Annotated in this window: 19 protein-coding genes; 8 read left to right on the top strand and 11 right to left on the bottom strand. The window is 69.1% G+C overall.

Translation table 11 applies throughout. From position 1 onward, the window contains the following. Nucleotides 1–443 precede the first annotated feature (443 nt). The 3 genes from J2853_RS11245 to J2853_RS11235 all read right to left on the bottom strand — a co-directional run bounded on the left by J2853_RS11245 (nucleotide 444) and on the right by J2853_RS11235 (nucleotide 3,451). Entirely contained in the window at nucleotides 444–1,082 is a 639-nt protein-coding gene (locus J2853_RS11245; protein ID WP_307557062.1) for a methyltransferase domain-containing protein, read from the bottom strand. 287 nt (nucleotides 1,083–1,369) lie between these two features. Then, on the bottom strand, nucleotides 1,370–2,110 hold the full coding sequence (locus J2853_RS11240; protein WP_307557061.1) for a hypothetical protein: 741 nt from the start codon (nucleotides 2,108–2,110) through the stop codon (nucleotides 1,370–1,372). A 306-nt stretch (nucleotides 2,111–2,416) separates the two neighbouring features. Next, on the bottom strand, nucleotides 2,417–3,451 hold the full coding sequence (locus J2853_RS11235) for a hypothetical protein (RefSeq protein WP_307557059.1): 1,035 nt from the start codon (nucleotides 3,449–3,451) through the stop codon (nucleotides 2,417–2,419). Between the two features lie 201 nt (nucleotides 3,452–3,652). On the opposite strand from J2853_RS11235, the gene J2853_RS11230 reads away from it, so the two are divergent. Continuing rightward, a complete protein-coding gene (locus J2853_RS11230; protein ID WP_307557057.1) occupies nucleotides 3,653–4,888 on the top strand; it encodes a sensor histidine kinase in 1,236 nt (411 codons plus the stop codon). After that, complete coding sequence (locus J2853_RS11225; protein ID WP_307557055.1) at nucleotides 4,885–5,538, top strand: response regulator; 654 nt, start codon at nucleotides 4,885–4,887, stop codon at nucleotides 5,536–5,538. The genes J2853_RS11230 and J2853_RS11225 overlap by 4 nt, the downstream gene beginning before the upstream one ends. Before the next feature lie 251 nt (nucleotides 5,539–5,789). On the opposite strand, the gene J2853_RS11220 is transcribed toward J2853_RS11225, so the two are convergent. Together J2853_RS11220 and J2853_RS11215 are read right to left on the bottom strand one after the other, a co-directional pair. Then, nucleotides 5,790–6,128, bottom strand: coding sequence for an ArsR/SmtB family transcription factor (locus tag J2853_RS11220; RefSeq protein WP_307557053.1), 339 nt, complete (start codon nucleotides 6,126–6,128; stop codon nucleotides 5,790–5,792). Between the two features lie 5 nt (nucleotides 6,129–6,133). Continuing rightward, nucleotides 6,134–6,625, bottom strand: coding sequence for an SRPBCC family protein (locus tag J2853_RS11215; protein ID WP_307557051.1), 492 nt, complete (start codon nucleotides 6,623–6,625; stop codon nucleotides 6,134–6,136). Between the two features lie 231 nt (nucleotides 6,626–6,856). On the opposite strand from J2853_RS11215, the gene J2853_RS11210 reads away from it, so the two are divergent. From J2853_RS11210 to J2853_RS11200, 3 genes are all read left to right on the top strand, one after another. After that, nucleotides 6,857–7,027, top strand: coding sequence for an SAM-dependent methyltransferase (locus tag J2853_RS11210; RefSeq protein WP_307557049.1), 171 nt, complete (start codon nucleotides 6,857–6,859; stop codon nucleotides 7,025–7,027). Nucleotides 7,028–7,177: 150 nt separating this feature from the next. Further along, entirely contained in the window at nucleotides 7,178–7,330 is a 153-nt protein-coding gene (locus J2853_RS11205; RefSeq protein WP_307557047.1) for a hypothetical protein, read from the top strand. An 88-nt stretch (nucleotides 7,331–7,418) separates the two neighbouring features. Next, nucleotides 7,419–7,988 (top strand): copper resistance CopC family protein, encoded by a 570-nt coding sequence (locus J2853_RS11200; RefSeq protein ID WP_307557046.1) that lies wholly within the window; start codon nucleotides 7,419–7,421, stop codon nucleotides 7,986–7,988. Nucleotides 7,989–7,995: 7 nt separating this feature from the next. Here J2853_RS11200 and J2853_RS11195 read toward each other — a convergent pair whose 3' ends face one another. From J2853_RS11195 to J2853_RS11170, 6 genes are all read right to left on the bottom strand, one after another. Further along, a complete protein-coding gene (locus J2853_RS11195; protein WP_307557044.1) occupies nucleotides 7,996–8,640 on the bottom strand; it encodes a vitamin K epoxide reductase family protein in 645 nt (214 codons plus the stop codon). Next, the gene (locus J2853_RS11190; RefSeq protein ID WP_307557042.1) at nucleotides 8,637–9,311 is read right to left on the bottom strand and encodes a DsbA family protein; all 675 of its coding nucleotides are present in this window, start codon (nucleotides 9,309–9,311) and stop codon (nucleotides 8,637–8,639) included. The genes J2853_RS11195 and J2853_RS11190 overlap by 4 nt, the downstream gene beginning before the upstream one ends. Nucleotides 9,312–9,706: 395 nt before the next feature. Beyond that, nucleotides 9,707–10,252 (bottom strand): class I SAM-dependent methyltransferase, encoded by a 546-nt coding sequence (locus J2853_RS11185; RefSeq protein WP_307557039.1) that lies wholly within the window; start codon nucleotides 10,250–10,252, stop codon nucleotides 9,707–9,709. Between the two features lie 33 nt (nucleotides 10,253–10,285). Further along, complete coding sequence (locus J2853_RS11180) at nucleotides 10,286–10,513, bottom strand: hypothetical protein (protein WP_307557037.1); 228 nt, start codon at nucleotides 10,511–10,513, stop codon at nucleotides 10,286–10,288. Between the two features lie 238 nt (nucleotides 10,514–10,751). Next, nucleotides 10,752–11,696, bottom strand: a complete 945-nt coding sequence (locus J2853_RS11175) for a M56 family metallopeptidase (RefSeq protein ID WP_307557035.1) — start codon at nucleotides 11,694–11,696, stop codon at nucleotides 10,752–10,754. A 6-nt stretch (nucleotides 11,697–11,702) separates the two neighbouring features. Beyond that, nucleotides 11,703–12,053 (bottom strand): BlaI/MecI/CopY family transcriptional regulator, encoded by a 351-nt coding sequence (locus J2853_RS11170; protein ID WP_307557033.1) that lies wholly within the window; start codon nucleotides 12,051–12,053, stop codon nucleotides 11,703–11,705. A 287-nt stretch (nucleotides 12,054–12,340) separates the two neighbouring features. Here J2853_RS11170 and J2853_RS11165 point away from each other — a divergent pair, with 287 nt between their 5' ends. The 3 genes from J2853_RS11165 to J2853_RS11155 all read left to right on the top strand — a co-directional run bounded on the left by J2853_RS11165 (nucleotide 12,341) and on the right by J2853_RS11155 (nucleotide 15,029). Then, nucleotides 12,341–12,709, top strand: a complete 369-nt coding sequence (locus J2853_RS11165; RefSeq protein WP_307568654.1) for a BlaI/MecI/CopY family transcriptional regulator — start codon at nucleotides 12,341–12,343, stop codon at nucleotides 12,707–12,709. Continuing rightward, nucleotides 12,706–13,653: a M56 family metallopeptidase gene (locus J2853_RS11160; RefSeq protein ID WP_307557032.1), complete on the top strand. Its 948-nt coding sequence runs from the start codon at nucleotides 12,706–12,708 to the stop codon at nucleotides 13,651–13,653. Before J2853_RS11165 ends, J2853_RS11160 begins: the two co-directional genes overlap by 4 nt. 389 nt (nucleotides 13,654–14,042) lie before the next feature. Beyond that, the gene (locus J2853_RS11155) at nucleotides 14,043–15,029 is read left to right on the top strand and encodes a C40 family peptidase (RefSeq protein WP_307557030.1); all 987 of its coding nucleotides are present in this window, start codon (nucleotides 14,043–14,045) and stop codon (nucleotides 15,027–15,029) included. Nucleotides 15,030–15,171 lie beyond the last annotated feature (142 nt).

Raw genomic sequence — 15,171 nt, 5'->3', positions numbered from 1 at the left:
ATCAACCGGATGCCTTTACAATGTAGATCAATAAGTGAGTCTTGTTCACCGCACCCACAGGAAACCCGACGGCGCCCTCCCGTTCCGAGACAAGAGCCTGCGGATCGCAGGCGACGCCGACTCGGTCACGTGCATCCTCACCGAAGACTCCCCCGTCGTCAGGTCACCTTCCACTCCCCTGCCCCGGTCATCAGCCGTACCCGCTGGAAGGCAAGCACGGTGACGGCCTGGCGCACTCCTCCAGCACCCGCGGACATCAGCACCGTGAAAGCCCTCCCCCAGCCGTCCGGCCGGCACTCACGGCCGGACGGCGCAGCAGACGACGTAGAAGCGACCGGTCACGCTGGATGCGACCGGTCGCACGAGGTCGTGAAAGCGGCTCGACTGTTCGAGGTACTCGCCACCGCGGCGCGATACCTCATCGACAGGATCCTCCGGGATCTTCACAAGAGCCCGCCCTTCGCCTTACCCACGGTCAGCATGTGGTCGGCGCCGCGCTGGAACTCATAGGGGACTTCGCGCACCGCGCACACCAGCCCTTCAGCTCGCAGATCCGCCTGAAGTGCGTCAAAAAAGTCGACCGATTCACCGTCGCCCAGGCGGACCAGGGGAAAGATTCTGACCTCACCCCGGCTGACCCGGCTCATTTCCGTGATCGCCGTCCGGTGCCACTCCCGATCCAAGCGCCCGGCCCAGGTGAACAGCAGGTGTGAACACAGCACCAGGTCGACACTTTCGTCAGCCAGCGGAAGATGTGGCAGGCCGGCTGCGAGATACGAATCCGGATGCCGGCGGATATCGGCCAGGAACTCGCTCCTGGCGTCGCGGCGCATCTTCTGACGCCGTTCCGGCGAGCCGTACCACTCCCACACGAACCGGTCCGCGTTCGCGTTGATCATCGCATTGCCCTGGTCCAGGCCGGCCGACAGGCGGTCGGCGAGCACGGCGGCGCCATGCGCGTAGAGCGGGTCCGCCGCCAGGGCCCGGGCTCCCATCGCCCTGGCCTCCGCGACGAAACCGGACGCCCCACCGCCGCAGTCGAGAATGACGCCGTCCAAGTCGCGGTCGTCGATCGCGAACATCGCCCGGTACTCAACGAAGGAACGAGACGACATGATCATTTCTGTCTGACTCACCGTCGTGCCTCCACTTCCCGCAACCGCCTTCGTGCCGCCAGGCCGCCTCAGGCAGCGGACATCCGATCATGCGGGTGCGCACCCACGCTGACAAGTCCTGCGCCGCCTCAGCGCACACGCGCCGACTCGGGGTCGACGCTCTTCATGAACGGCTACGCCGCCGGTCCGGAGGGAAGCCGGACTTCGACGAGGGTCCGGGACCGTGCCGTGTTGGTGATCAACCATTGCTTCGATCATGACGACGTTCGTGGGGTGCGCGGGACGGCGAGCCCAGGGAAAGGACAGTCCGGCCTGGTCAGACCGGAGTAGGACATAGCGGCGGCGAGCAGGCCCAGGCCCCACGACGTGTAGCCGAACATCTCCATCGACACCTTCCAGAGCGGGGCTTGGGCCAGGTTGCCCTTGCCGAGGAGCCACGCCGTCATCCCGGCCACGCCGAAGTAGCCGGCCAAGCTCGCGCCGACGAACAAGGCGGGTCCGAGCACAAGCCATCGCGGCACATTCCGTCCTGCCAGCGGGGCCACCCAGCGCGGCCAGATCCTGCCGAACCGGTGAACCAAGGCCAGCGGCAGAAGGGTGCCGGCCAGGATCAGCAGGACGACGAAGATCCCGAAGAGCGGACCGAGCGCGAACGGCAGCGGCTTGTGCGCCGTGACGGAGTCGAGTACCAGCACGGTCACACGAGCCGCGCAACCAGCGATCGCGACGTAGGCGGCAAGGTAGGCCCACCGTGGTGTGGGATCGGTGCGCCGCTCCGGCGAACGGCCGTGGACTCGGGCGCAGTGGGAGCAGGCCCGCCGGACCCTGCGCTGCTCGGCGACGGCACACGCCAGCGTCAGCGCGCCCGCCGTCGCTCCGGCAGCGCGGGTCAACAGGCTCCCCCAGTGGTCGACCTGGCCGAACAGCATGGTGGCAAGACTGATGGCGAGCATGTACGAATAAACGATCAGCCCGGCCCCGACCACCCGCGCCACCCGCTCAACGCCTCGGCTCTCATCCGGACTCCTCGGTCCCGTGACACGACGACTCGGTGAAGCCTGCTCCGTCAGACCTGTGACCTCGCTGAGGGACGCTGAGAATCCACTCAACCGCTGACCGTCCTGTCGGACGCGTCGTTCACCTCACCGCCACTCGACGTGAGAGGGTTTCCTCGGACTCCATGGACTGAAGTGCGGTGGGCGCGCGGGACCGCGAACCCGGAGAGAAGACGGTCCGGCCTGGTCGAACCGTGGTAAGGCATGGCGGCGGCGGGCCTCGGCGCGGTCCTGCGGGATGCGGGGTCAGCAGCCGGAGCAGGTCGCCCGCCTGCGCCGATGGTAGGCCAGCGTGGCCAGGCCCAGCCCGATCCCCCACGGTAGCCACAGCAGGCCGACCACGCCGCTGCCCGTGACGGGCAGGCCGTCAAGAATGAACAACCGGTACATCATCAGCCCGGCCGCGACGACGGCGACGGTCACGACCGTGGCGGGGACCACGGCCAGCGCCACGGGCACTCGCCGGCCGCCCAGGTAGGGCACCCATCCCGGCAGCACCGTGCCCCAGCGCATGGACAGCCCGAGCGTGAGCAGCGCACCGCCCACGGCCGACAGCGGCAGGCTGTACTCGACCAGCGGCCCGATCCCCTTCGCGACCATGTCGGCCGCCAGGCCCTGGACGAATCGCCGGTCCACGCCCAGCGGGACGCCGAGGTTCCACACCGCCCGCTGCACCGCGTACGGCAGCGGCGCCACCACCGCCACCGCGGTCGCCCAGCGGCCGATTCGGGCCCAGCGCGCCGCCGAACCCGGCGCGGCGTGTGTCCGGTCGCACCGCGGGCAGCGCGGGCCGCGCAGCAACGACGCCGCCGTACCGGCGAGCAGCATGCCGCCGAAGGCGCACAGCAGCTGGTTCATCAACGGCCAGTCCACCAGGGCGTGTCCGTGCAGCCCGTAGGCCATGTTCTGGAGCACCCGGACGTCGGGGATCACCAGCAGCAGCGGTACCGCCACCACGAGGAGCACCACGGCCGCCACCCGGGGCGAGCTCCACCGCGCCCACGGCGACCGCCCGGCCAGCGCGGCGACCAGACCGGCCGCGCAGCCGCAGGCGATGACCACGCCGACCGTTCCCGGCTCGGCGGTGGCCAGCCAGTTCCCCGTCTCCACGCCCCTGGGGTCGCCTGCGCCGAAGGGGAACCCGGCACCGCCGGACGCCCAGTACACGGCGAGGGCACCGTAGCCCAGGCACCACAGGGCGGCCGCGTAGGGGACCAGCCCCCACAGCCGCTCCACCACGCCGGCGTCGTGCCGCGCGGTCACCGCCTCGGTCGCGGTCATCGACGTCCCCCGAACCGAGTGCCGGGACGGTACGCCCCGTTCCGTGGTGCGGGCGGATTCGAATGGGTCATCTCTCCTCCTGGAGTCTGGCGCCGCCCTGATGAGCGGCACGCAGTCTGGAGACTCGCAGCCGCCCCGGCAGCCCCGGTATCTGCCGATCGGCAGACGCCGAACGCGCCCGGCCCGCTCTATGGTGGGTTCGTGCTGAGCGATGCGGTCACCGCCGATCCGGAGCGAGGGGGCGTCGAACGCCTCGCCGCACGGGTGCTCCTGACCGCCGCCCCACTGGTCGCCGCCCTCGCCCTGGCCGGAGCGCTGCACCCCGGCACGAGCCCGCTCCTGGCGGTGCCCGCCGCGCTGACACTCGGCACGCTGGGAGTACTGGTCGCGGGGTGGCCCCGCACCCGCCGGGTCCTCGGCATGGCCGTCGGCGCCGTCTGCCTCATCTCGCTCGTCTGCGTCACCGTGTGGTTCACCCGCCCGCCGCTGGGCCCCGGCGGCTCGTGGTCGCTGCTGCACACCGCGGCGCTGATGGCCATGGTCACGCTGGCGTGCCGGTGGTCACCGATCCGGCAGGCCGCCGCCGCGGGCACGCTGACCGTGCTCGCCTCGGCGGCCCTCGGCCTCCCGGTCACCGGCCCGCCACGGGAAATCTGGTGGGAGCCCTTCGCGGTCTGCGCGTTCTGGTCACTGCCGGCGCTCGTGGGCGCCGCGGCCGGCTGTTACCTGCGCTGGCTGGACGTCCGCAGGGTCCAGGCGGTACGGCAGGCCCGCCGGACGCAGCGCGTCCAGCTCGCCACCGACCTGCACGACTTCGTGGCCCATGACGTCAGCGCCATGGTCGTCCAGGCCCAGGCCGCCCAGGTGCTGCTCCGCGGCGATCCCGACGAGACCGCGAGGGTGCTGCGGCGGATCGAGTCGGACGGCACCCGCGCGCTCGCCTCGATGGACCGGACGATCCGGATGCTCCGCGAGCTGGAGTACGGCGCGGAAGCCGGCCCCACGACGTCGCCCGGCGTGAGCGAGCTGCCCGAGCTGATCGCGCGCTACGCGGGCGAAGGCGCGGGCCCGATCGAGCTGGACATGGCCCCGGGACTGGACCGGGCGCTGCGTCAGGAGGCGAGCACGACCGTGTACCGCGTGGTGGTCGAGGCGCTCACGAACGTGCGCCGGCACGCTCGCCCCGGCTCCGCGGTCACCGTCGAGCTGGCCGGCTCCGTGGGAGGCGGCGTCGTGCTCACGGTCACCGACCAGGCAGGCGACGCCGGCCAGGCGCCGCGCGACCTCGCGGGCCGGCGTCGCGGCGGAGTGGGACTGGCCGGCCTGGCCGAGCGGATCGAGGCGCTCGGCGGAGTCTTCACCGCCCAGCCCATGCCTCCGGCGGGCTGGCGAGTCCGCGCCGAGCTTCCCGGCGCTCTCGTGGAACCGGCGCCGTGACCATCCGGGTACTCATCGCCGACGATCAGGAGCAGATCAGGTTCGCGTTCCGCACCATTCTCGGCGCCGCGCCGGACATCGAGGTGGTCGGCCAGGCCGCCGACGGCGTCGAAGCCCTGGATTCGACCAGGCGGCTCCGGCCCGACGTGGTGATCGCCGACATCCGGATGCCGCGGATGGACGGGCTGGAACTGACCCGGATCCTCTGCTCCCCCGGCGCGCCGGTCAGCGCGCGCGTCGTCGTGGTCACCACCTACGACCTGGACGCCTACGTGCACACCGCGCTGCGCCACGGCGCCTGCGGCTTCCTGCTCAAGCACTCGGGTTCCGGGCTGCTGATCGAGGCGGTGCGTGCCGCGATGGCCGGCGACGCCCTGATCAGCCCGTCGGTGACCGTACGGCTGCTGCGTGAGCTGTCCGGCCGACACGAGGAGCCGGGCCGGGCGCAGCCGCTGACCGACCGGGAGCTGGACATCGTCTCCCTGGTCGCCGACGGTCGGACCAACGCGGAGATCGGCGCCGAGCTGTACATCACCGCCGGGACCGTCAAGACCCATCTGGCCCACATCCAGCGCAAGCTCGGCGCGCGCAACCGGGTCGGCATCGCCGCGTGGGCCTGGGAGACCGGCCACCGGCGACCCGGGCACTGACCGGCTCCGGAACACAGCCGCTGAACACCGCCGACCCGCTGAGCCGGTCACGCGCGGCTGACCTCGACCCGCCGAAGATGCCCTGGGCGCGGACGCGGACGACGGGGCCCGACGGCGAAGGCGTGCCCGGCTGGATGGCGCCCGCCGAACACACGGAAGCCCTCGATCGCGGCGTCGGCGTCGGCAGGTACCGGAGCTTCACGCCGCGTCCGCGCATGGCGCCGGGCATCAAATCGAGGGTTCCGGGATCGTCAGGGCGAACCCTCCGGAGTCTCCGGCTCGTCGTCCGGCATCGCGTCGAGGTGATGTTCGAGGGCGTCGAGCCGGTCGCTCCAGAGGTGCCGGTACGGCGCGAGCCAATTGTCGATTTCCAGCAACGGTTCGGGTCGAAGCCGATACCACCGGCGCTGTGCGTCTACGCGTACCTCGACCAAGCCGGCTTCGCGGAGCACCTTCAGATGTTTCGAGACCGTCGGCTGCGTCAGGGCGAGCCTGCCGACCAGGTCGCCGGCCAGGCGCTCACCGTCTCGGAGCAGGTTGAGGATCTCGCGGCGCTTGGGCTCCGCCAGCACCTCGAACGCGGTTTCCATCAAAATCAGCCGAGGGTGCGCTCGTAGTCGGCCTGCGGAGACTCCCATGCCGGTTGGTTCGTTTCTCGGCCGTCCAGCGACGCCTCCAGGAGATCCAGCCCGGCATGCCAGCCGGCGCCCAGTGAGACCCCCGAATCGCGATCGTCGAAGATGTTCGTGAACACCATGCGACAGGCGGCGTCGCCATCGGGTTCCAGCTCCCATCGAAGCTTCTCGGAGTCCCAGGTGTACTCCAGGAGGTTCGGCGGATCGAACCGGGTGACCTGGCCGTAGCCGATGCCCATCGCCTCGTGCTCCGCCTTCGGGACGAAGACGAGCCGGGCGCCTGGCCCAAGATCGAACCGGAGCCTGTCGTAATCGAGGATCTGCACGAACCACGCGCGTAGCTGATCGGTCTCGGTGATCGCGCGCCAGACCTTTGCCTGCGGGTGGCGGAACCTGCGCTCGAATCTCAGGGCGAACCGGCCGTCATCGGTTGGCTTCAACGTGCCGAGCATGGTGCCATCCCTTCGTCGTGTGGGCGCGGAAAGATCACAGTCCGGTCGAGCGGTGCCGCCGATGTTCCGTGCCGACGGGACATGCGATCCTCGTATTTTCCGTCTCAGCAATATAGCCAAACAGGCATATATACTGTCAATCACGCGCGGCACGTTCACGGTCGTACTTCAGAGCAAGGCGCACGGCGAACAGCCGAAGAGCAGGCGCACGCCCGCGAGCCGTACCGTCTGGTGCAGACCCGTGATCCCGAACGGGACCGGACCACTCCCGCCTGCGCCACCGCCGCCGGAGAGTGGCGGTCACGGCGCGCCGACCCGTACGAGGCGTTCATCCGCGACAGGCTCGGCGACGACGAGACCCTGGTGGCCGGGATCGCCGACCGCATCCGCTCCCAACGTTGACAGGCGCGAAAAGCCGCAAAGATTCAGAGATCGAGCAGCGTGTTGGAGCGCGGGCGCGTACCGCACTGTGGGACGTATCAGTGAGACAACCATCTTCGACATAATGTAGAAGTTCAATGCGGTCAGTCTGGATGACAGTGGGGTCGCTTCATGTTCGAGGTCGTGTCCGCGCTTGTTCCGCCGCTGGTGGTCGGTGGTGCTTTCGTCGCCGGAATTGTCTGGCTGGTGCGCAGTGAGGCGCGCGCCAAGGCTGCCGAGCATGCCGAACGGAAGTCCTCGGGTGACGGCTCGCCGCCCGAGTAAATCGATTCATGCCTGCGTCCGATGCGGTGCAGGCGCCACAACGTACGGGAAGAGAGTCCATTTCATGCTCTTGCACAGGTCAGCGATCTTGCTTGTCGTTCTCACCGCGGCGTTGTGGCCGGTGACGGCGGCCCAAGCGCATGACGTGTTGAAATCGAGCAACCCGGCCAAGGGGGCCAAGGTCACCGACGTCAGCGAAGTGACGCTGGAGTTCGAACGGGCGGTGAAGTTCCCGAAGGTGGCCGTGCTGAACACCTCGGGCGAGCGGTTTCAGGCCGGTGAGGCTGAACTGCGGGGCAAGAAGGTCGTCCAAAAGTTGTCCGGGATGCTTCCCGCGGGCAAGTACACGATCGGTTTTCGGGTGATCTCCTCCGACGGACATCCCCGCACCGGCGAGATCCCTTTCACCGTGATCGCCTCGGCGTCCCCCACGCCTACCCCGAGTGCGGCTGTCTCGGAGGCGTCCGGCACGCCCACGGCCGGTTCTCCCGTGCCGAGCGCCGAGCCCGTCGAGCCGACCCTGATCCCTCAGGCGAACGAGACCGGCGGGTCGGCAGGCGGGGGCTCCTCGGTGTTCCTCTGGGTGGTCGTCGGCCTTATCGCCGTCATGGCGGTGTTCAGCGCCGTCATCAGCCGGCGTCGCCGTTCGGGCGCATGACCGGACCTCAGAGCAGCGTGATCCAGTAGGACCAGAAGCGCTGCAGGATGAGGCCGACGATGGCGAGCATCCACACCATGAGCACGCTCGTGTGATACCGGGTCGCCGCCGCGGCGGCCCGGTGCGCGCCGCGCGGCAGCCGGATGCGGCCGGTGTGCAGGTTGGCGAGCGTGACGTACCAGAAGACGGGGATCGTCGCGATCCACACGAGCATGCAGTACGGGCACAGGGCGCCGATCGTGTACAGGCTCTGGAAGATCAGCCAGTGGACGAAGACGACACCGGCCAGGGCGCCCGCCTGCAGGCCGTACCAGAACCAGGTCCGGAAGCGGGCTCCCGCCAGCAGGGCCATACCCACCGTCGTCACGACGGAGAACGCCGCGATGCCCAGCAACGGGTTGGGAAAGCCGAAGACGGAGGCCTGCGCGGTCTTCATGACCGATCCGCAGCTGAGGATCGGGTTGATGCTGCAGGTGGGGACGTAGGCGGGGTCGGCGGCCAGGCGCAGGCGCTCGATCGTCAGCAGGAACGCCGCCAGGAGGCCGAGGCCGCCGCCGATCGTCAGCACGAACGGCAGCGATCGGGTGACGATCGACGACGACGGCGAGATCTCGACGGCGGTTGCGGGGTGGCCGGTCTTCACGGTGGTCACGAGGCGAGGGCTGCGTCGATCTTGGCCTTCAGGTTGTCGTAGCTGGGCTCCTCGGTCAGCTGGGCGCCGTTGAAGAAGATCGTGGGTGTGCCCTGGATGCCGAGTGACTGCCCGTCGTCCTGATCCTTCTTCACCCGCTGCGCGGTCGCCGGGGCGGCGAGATCGGCCTGGAAGGCGGTCATGTCCAGACCCACCTGCTTGGCCAGGTCGACGAAGAACGCCTCCTTGGATTCGGAGGCCTCGCCCCACTGCCTCTGGGTCTCGAACAGCTTGGCGTACATGGCCTCGAACCTGTCCTGCTTGCCGGCGGCCTCGGCGACGCGTGCGGCCAGCTCGCCGTTGCGGTGGCCCGGCAGCGGGAAGTAGCGCACCACGAGGGTGATCCGCCCGTCGTACTCGGCGCGGATGCGCTCCATGTGGGGGAAGACCGCGCCACAGGCCTCACATTCGAAGTCGAGGAACTCCACCAGGGTGACCTTGCCGTCGGCCGCGGTGGACAGCGTGTGACTGTCGGGGCGTACCAGCACATCAGTGGGAGCGCTCCGTCCTGCGGTCGTATCGGCGGCGGACTCGATGGGTCGCGCTCCGAAATCACCGAAGACAGCGATCATCGCGACGATCGCCGCCACAACCGCGGCGATGCCGAAGGTTATCTTCAAGTTCGTCGTCATATTCCGCTCCTAAAGGGTGGTTTGCAAGGCACGGAGCCCTCCTATCTTCTACCAGATGTAGAAGATAGGAGGGTGCCAACGGCGGGGTGGGAGTGTTGGGCGATGCTTTAGAGATCGTTGCCCTTACCAGGGCATCGGTGCGGACGGCGTCTCTTGCGTGATCGCGCCACCGATCGTCGGCGGTTTCGCCCAACCGGGCCTGGTGGCCATCGGAGGCGGCCAGGCGGCCTCACCGTACTGATCGGCACGACGATCCTCACGCCCGGCCTTGTGGTGATCACCGAGCCCTCATCGCACGGCGACGGCCACGACCATCGGGGGATCCCACCGGACGCCGAACCCGTGATGGCGGCACCCGCGACGCCACGGCGACAGCGAGGGACATGCCGCCGCCCTTAGCCGTCTCGAGGCTTTTGTGCGACGCCCAGAAGAATCTGGCCGTGCTCGCGCGTCGTGCGCCACACGATGGGCAACCCGTTGGCGTCAAGTTCGGTCAGGAAGTCTTCGGCGGTGAACCGCCCGACCCCGCGGCGATCGAAGAGAAGACCCACCGCCGGCCGATCCAGTGCTCGGGCAGTGAACACCTCGAAATGAAAAAGACCACCGGGGCGGAGAATTCTCGCCACCTGTGACACGGCGGCACGCCAGTGGCTGAGAAACTGGATGACGGCGAAGTCGCCCACGATGTCGTAGCCGGCCCGCAGCGAGGCCAGGCGATCGTGCCGACTTTCGGCGCCCAGGTCGATGACGTCGACCGTCGCCATCCCGGCGTGCTCCAAGCAAACGGTGATCCCGTGATCTCGGCCATAGCCGACCGCCAGCCCGTGTCCGCCGCGAACGGTGTCGTGCAACCTGATCAACGCCGCAGAGGTGTGAAGGGCCTGCATCCTTCGTCGCAAGGCGCCACCGACGAGCGCCCGTTCAGCCAGCCGGGAGTACATCGGCAGCCCCTCGGGTAGTGAGCGTACGCTTCATCAGATCGAGTTCGCGGTTCCGGGCGGCCACGATGGAGGCGGCCGAGCGCCGGGCCCGCGCTCGCGCCGGGTGACGGCGACGGTCCGCACCGCGTCCAGCGACGAGCGGCTCCGTTCCTTGAGGGTCGGCACGGTCGCCGGCGCGACCAGGCCGCCGCGCGCCACCACCGCGGCACCGATGACGGCGACCGTGCGCACACGCTCGGCCCCGCGCTGCCGGACCTGCATCACGGAAGTCGTTGCTTGATCGTCGCACGCGCGTCGTCACCCATCGGACTCCTTGTTTCTACACTACGTAGAAGTTCTACTTCACGTCGAATATGGCAGACATAAGGAACATGCATCTCGCCGCCTCAGTGGTGCCGGGCGCCCACGCCGCCGGCGTGGCCCGCTTCTTTTCGATGCCGGGACGTCTGCCGTCGACGGGCTCTTCACGCCTCGCCGCAGTGCGCGATGGTCCCGTGTCTCAGGTCGGCCAGACGGTGATGCACAGCACAGGCGCGATCAGCACGGCCAACGGCCCGCTCAGGAGCAGGCCGGCGGCGCAGTAGGCAACGGCCGGCACCCAGCCTGGCCGCTGCCGTCGCCCCAAAAGCCGCTCCACGCGATCCACGACCGCCGTATCGGCCAGGGCCAGACTCCCCACCGCGGTGGGACCTGTCACCGGGGCGGCCATCCGCACCAGCGCCCGGGCCAACGGCAGATCTCCGTGGGCGCGACGGGCCTGGTCATCGGCCAGCATCTCCAGCAGCACGGGAACGACCTGACGGGCCGTGGTCGCGGCGGGAAGCCAGGGGAAGGCGTGCGCGAGCGCCAGGAAGGGAAGCAGCAGCAGGTCGTGACGCCCCGTGGCGTGTGCCCGCTCGTGGCTGAGCACCGCCTCAAGCTCCTCGGCGCCGAGAAGCTCCAGCGTGCCGGCGCTGAGCACGATGCGGGCGCGACGGCCGGGGATGCAGTAGGCCATCGGACGGGCGCCGGGCAACACATAGGCGCCGTGGATCACGCCAAGGTCGGCCGTGACGTCCACTAACAGCCGCTGCCTGCTCTGCGCTCGAACCGTGCGCACCGCGATCCGTACGGTATGCAGCGACAACCAGCCGATCAAGCTGACACTCCATACCAGCGCGGCGATGTGCGCCGGTCCCAGGCCGTCCAGCCCCCGGCCGTCGAGGATCTGGCGAATGAGGGTGTGCGCGCCGTGCGGAAAGACCGCCGCGAGCGGCGCCACCGCGGCCACCAGGCCGACGCCGATCGCCCCGGTTCCGCCGGCCAGGCCGATCGCCTGCCACATGACCAGCGCGGCGCGGGGACACCTGCGCGTCCAGTCGGCGCCCGCCAGCCGTTCGGCGGCCTGGCCTCCGAGCAGCAGGGGCACCAACGCCGCAGCCGCCGCGACCAGCCAGACGATCACGGCGCCTCAGCCCAGGTCACGGCTGTTGAGTGCGTCTCGCAGCGCGGCGGCCACCTGCGGCGACACGCTGCCGACGAAACGGCTGACCGCGGCCTCCACATCGCCGGCGCCGTCGAGCACCTCACGCATGGCCTCGGCGACGAAGACGTCCTTGCCGTCATTGGCGCGATACAGATGGGCGCGACCGGTGCGTTCACGCGTGACCAAACCCTTACGCGACAGCCGCACCAGCACGGTCAGCACGGTTGTGACCGCGGGCGTCGAGGGCAGAACATCGGCCAGGTCCTGGGCGAGCATGCCCTCGGGGTGGTTCCACAACGCTTCCATGATCGAACGTTCCAGGTTGCCGAGCCGCACCCGTCAGCCCCTCCCCCTCTTTCGTGGCTGTCCTTCCCGAAGGCTACCGGCTTTCGGCCGGTCGGTCGCTGCACGTGGCACCCGCCCGAGGCGATCGGCCGGGGCCGGCCCTGATGGGACCGGCCTTCGTCCCCCTCGCGCCGGCCGTGCCCCTGGCGGGCGAGGCCGCCGCCATGCCGGGCGCTGCGAACCCGGCATCTCTCGGCCGATGACGAAGTGACCCATGGCCGGTGATCTACGACGGTCGATAGCATTGATGATTCGCTGGTAGATGGGAGTTTCACGTGATGCGTGGCCTGGGAGATTTGGAGTCCACGGTCATGGAGCGCCTGTGGTCGTATCACCGGCCCGCCTCGGTCAGGGACGTGCTCGAAGATCTTCGCCGCGAGCGGGAGATCGCCTACACGACCGTGATGACGGTGATGGACAAGCTGCACAAGAAGGGCCTGCTGCGCAGGAAGGCGGTCGGCCGGGCCTACGTCTATGAGACGGTGGCCACCCGGGAGGCCTACACCGCCGACCTGATGCGCAGCAGTCTCGCCTCCAGCGGCAATCAGGCGGCCACGCTGGTGCACTTCCTGGAGCGGCTGACCCCGGAGGAGTCGGTCGCGCTGGAGGCCGCGCTCAAGGTGTATCCGCCCGGCGGCCGCGCATGACGGCCGCCGTCCTGGCTCTGTACGCCGTGGTCGCGGTGGTCGCGGTGCCTGGGCTGCTGAACCGTGGCGAATGGACGGAGCGCGCACCCCGCCTGGCGATCTGCGTCTGGCTGGCCGCCTGCGTCTCGGTGATCGCTTCTGCGGTCTTTTCGGTGCTCGCCGTCGCGATCCCCGCCAACGTGATCGGCCACGGGCTGGCCGAGGTCTTCCAGGCATGCGCAACCATGCTCTTTGACGGTGCGATCCTCACCTCCCCCGTCGTCCGCGCCGCCCTGGTCGGGGCCGCTCTGATCGCGGCCAGGATCACCTACTGCGGGGCGGTCATCGTGGTCGGAGCACGAGGGGAACGCCGGCGGCATGCCGACATGCTCAACCTGCTCGGCCGCCACGACAGCGAGTTGGACGCGGTCGTGCTCGACCACGACGAGGCCGCCGCCTACTGCCTGCCGGGACGCAAAGGCAGGGCGGTCATCACCACCGCGGCTCTGCGATCCCTTGCTCCCGAACAGGTGGCCGCCGTTCTCGCTCACGAGCGGGCCCATCTGCGCGGACGCCACCACCTCGTCCTGGCCACCGCCGAAGCCCTCTGTCGTGCCTTTCCTCATCTGCCGCTGTTCGCCCGGACCAGGGGCGAAGTCGTCCGCCTGATCGAGCTCCTCGCCGACGACGTCGCGGCCCGCCGCCATCCCCGCATCCACATCGCCGCCGCGCTGGTACGGCTCGCCACAGGGCGAGCGCCCGCGTTCACGTTGGGCGCGGGCGGCGCGACCGCCCTCACCCGTGTCAGGCGCATGCTCAGCCCGGCGGCCCCTCTGCGGCGCCGGGAACGCCTTGCGGGGCTTGCCGCCGTCGTCTTCCTTCTCGCGGGCCCGGTGGCCGTGGTTGCGATTCCGGGCCTGAGCTCGTTCCTGGCTCACCACTGCCATAACATTTCGATCTTCTAGTCGTCGAGGTATCGAGGACGTCTCCTCCGCGCACCGAACCTCTCCTGAGATGCCGGGGCACGAAGAGCTCTCGCCTCGAACCTCCCGGGGAGCCGAGGCAGCGAGAGGTGTTTTTCTACTATGACCGATAGTTATTCCGTTCCACCGAGGACATCGCGCGCCCGGGAGCGCGACGGAAGCCTTGAGGTGGCTTAAAAGTTACTCTGACCAGCCATTTTCTTATGGAGATCGCTGCGGGCGTCCCTCCTGCCTTGGCAGAGCACCGCTACATGATCACCCGGTATGATCATGGCAATACGGATCAAAGTGTGAATAGCCCTCGCCGCTTCTGTAGCATTTCGCCCGAGATTCGGGCAACGGGAAGGCGTTACACAGTGGCCGTGGCAGGCATGCCGGTGAGAGTCGGACGGATACCTGTGGCGGCGGGACTCGTGATCGCCGCCCTGCTGTTACCTCTCGACGGAGCGATCGCCGAACCGCAGCCCACCATCGCTCAGGCCAGGGCGAAGCTGGAAAAGCTCAACGACCAGGCAGGCAAGGTCGTCGACCGCTACAACCTGGCCAACGAGCGGTGGAAGAAAGCCAAGAAAAACTATGAGGAGCTGAACGAGGTCTACAACCGGCAGCGCAAAACGGTCGACGGCTTGCGCCGCGACCTCGTCACGATGGCGGTCAGCACCTACCAGTACGGCGGCTCGTCCCTCGGGGAGGGGTTCGTGGCCAACGGTGATCCTCAATCCCTCCTGAGGGGCATGGCCGCGAGCAACCAGATATCGGCCGGACACGCGCAGGCGCTACGTAGCTTCGACGCCGCGACCCGGGCTCTCAAGCTGCAGCACGGCAAGGCCAAGGATGCCCTGGCCGACGCCGACCGGGCCCGCGACACCCTGGCTCCGGAAAGGGACAAGGCCAGGCGCCTGGTCGCCGAGCAGACGAAACTGCTGCGCCGGCTGGGGACCTTCCGCGCCGGCGACCCCAACAGCCCCGGCGTCGTCTACACCGGCTCCGCCTCCGGCAACGCGAGGCTCGCCCTGCAGTTCGCCTACGCGCAGATCGGCAAGCCGTACCAGTGGGGCGGTGAGGGACCGGGATCGTACGACTGCTCAGGACTGACCCAAAGCTCCTGGGCCAAAGCCGGAGTCGGCCTCCCCCGCACCACCTACGAACAGTGGAGCTGGGGGGCCGGCAGGCGAGTGCCGCTGGACCTGAACCAGTTGCAACCCGGTGATCTGCTTTTCAGCAAGGGTCTGGGCCACATGGGCATGTACGCGGGCAACGGCAAGATGGTGCACGCCCCGCGGACCGGCGACATCATCAAGGTGGTCGACCTCGACGACTACTGGTGGGGACGCCTCCTCGGCGCCATCCGCCCCTGAGGCCGATCAGCACTGCGGCCGCCTCGACGCGGCTGCGTACGAGCGGGAGCCGGCTCAACGAGGCATCCCGCAGCGCGAGCCTGGACCCTCTTCTCCGCTCGCAGGGTCCGGGTCTGCGTCACCGCAAACACCGGGTGACGAT

This window comes from Streptosporangium lutulentum (genome assembly GCF_030811455.1).
GTDB classification, from domain to species: Bacteria; Actinomycetota; Actinomycetes; order Streptosporangiales; family Streptosporangiaceae; genus Streptosporangium; species Streptosporangium lutulentum.
This window is presented reverse-complemented; position numbering and strand designations above follow the sequence as displayed.

Excerpts from the sequence above, each read along its gene's own strand:
- J2853_RS11245 (WP_307557062.1), bottom strand. The coding sequence starts at position 1,082 with ATGTTCGCGATCGACGACCGCGACTTGGACGGCGTCATTCTCGACTGC.
- J2853_RS11235 (WP_307557059.1), bottom strand. The coding sequence starts at position 3,451 with ATGACCGCGACCGAGGCGGTGACCGCGCGGCACGACGCCGGCGTGGTG.
- J2853_RS11220 (WP_307557053.1), bottom strand. The coding sequence starts at position 6,128 with ATGGAAACCGCGTTCGAGGTGCTGGCGGAGCCCAAGCGCCGCGAGATC.
- J2853_RS11215 (WP_307557051.1), bottom strand. The coding sequence starts at position 6,625 with ATGCTCGGCACGTTGAAGCCAACCGATGACGGCCGGTTCGCCCTGAGA.
- J2853_RS11205 (WP_307557047.1), top strand. The coding sequence starts at position 7,178 with ATGTTCGAGGTCGTGTCCGCGCTTGTTCCGCCGCTGGTGGTCGGTGGT.
- J2853_RS11190 (WP_307557042.1), bottom strand. The coding sequence starts at position 9,311 with ATGACGACGAACTTGAAGATAACCTTCGGCATCGCCGCGGTTGTGGCG.
- J2853_RS11185 (WP_307557039.1), bottom strand. The coding sequence starts at position 10,252 with ATGTACTCCCGGCTGGCTGAACGGGCGCTCGTCGGTGGCGCCTTGCGA.
- J2853_RS11180 (WP_307557037.1), bottom strand. The coding sequence starts at position 10,513 with ATGCAGGTCCGGCAGCGCGGGGCCGAGCGTGTGCGCACGGTCGCCGTC.
- J2853_RS11165 (WP_307568654.1), top strand. The coding sequence starts at position 12,341 with ATGCGTGGCCTGGGAGATTTGGAGTCCACGGTCATGGAGCGCCTGTGG.
- J2853_RS11160 (WP_307557032.1), top strand. The coding sequence starts at position 12,706 with ATGACGGCCGCCGTCCTGGCTCTGTACGCCGTGGTCGCGGTGGTCGCG.
- J2853_RS11155 (WP_307557030.1), top strand. The coding sequence starts at position 14,043 with ATGCCGGTGAGAGTCGGACGGATACCTGTGGCGGCGGGACTCGTGATC.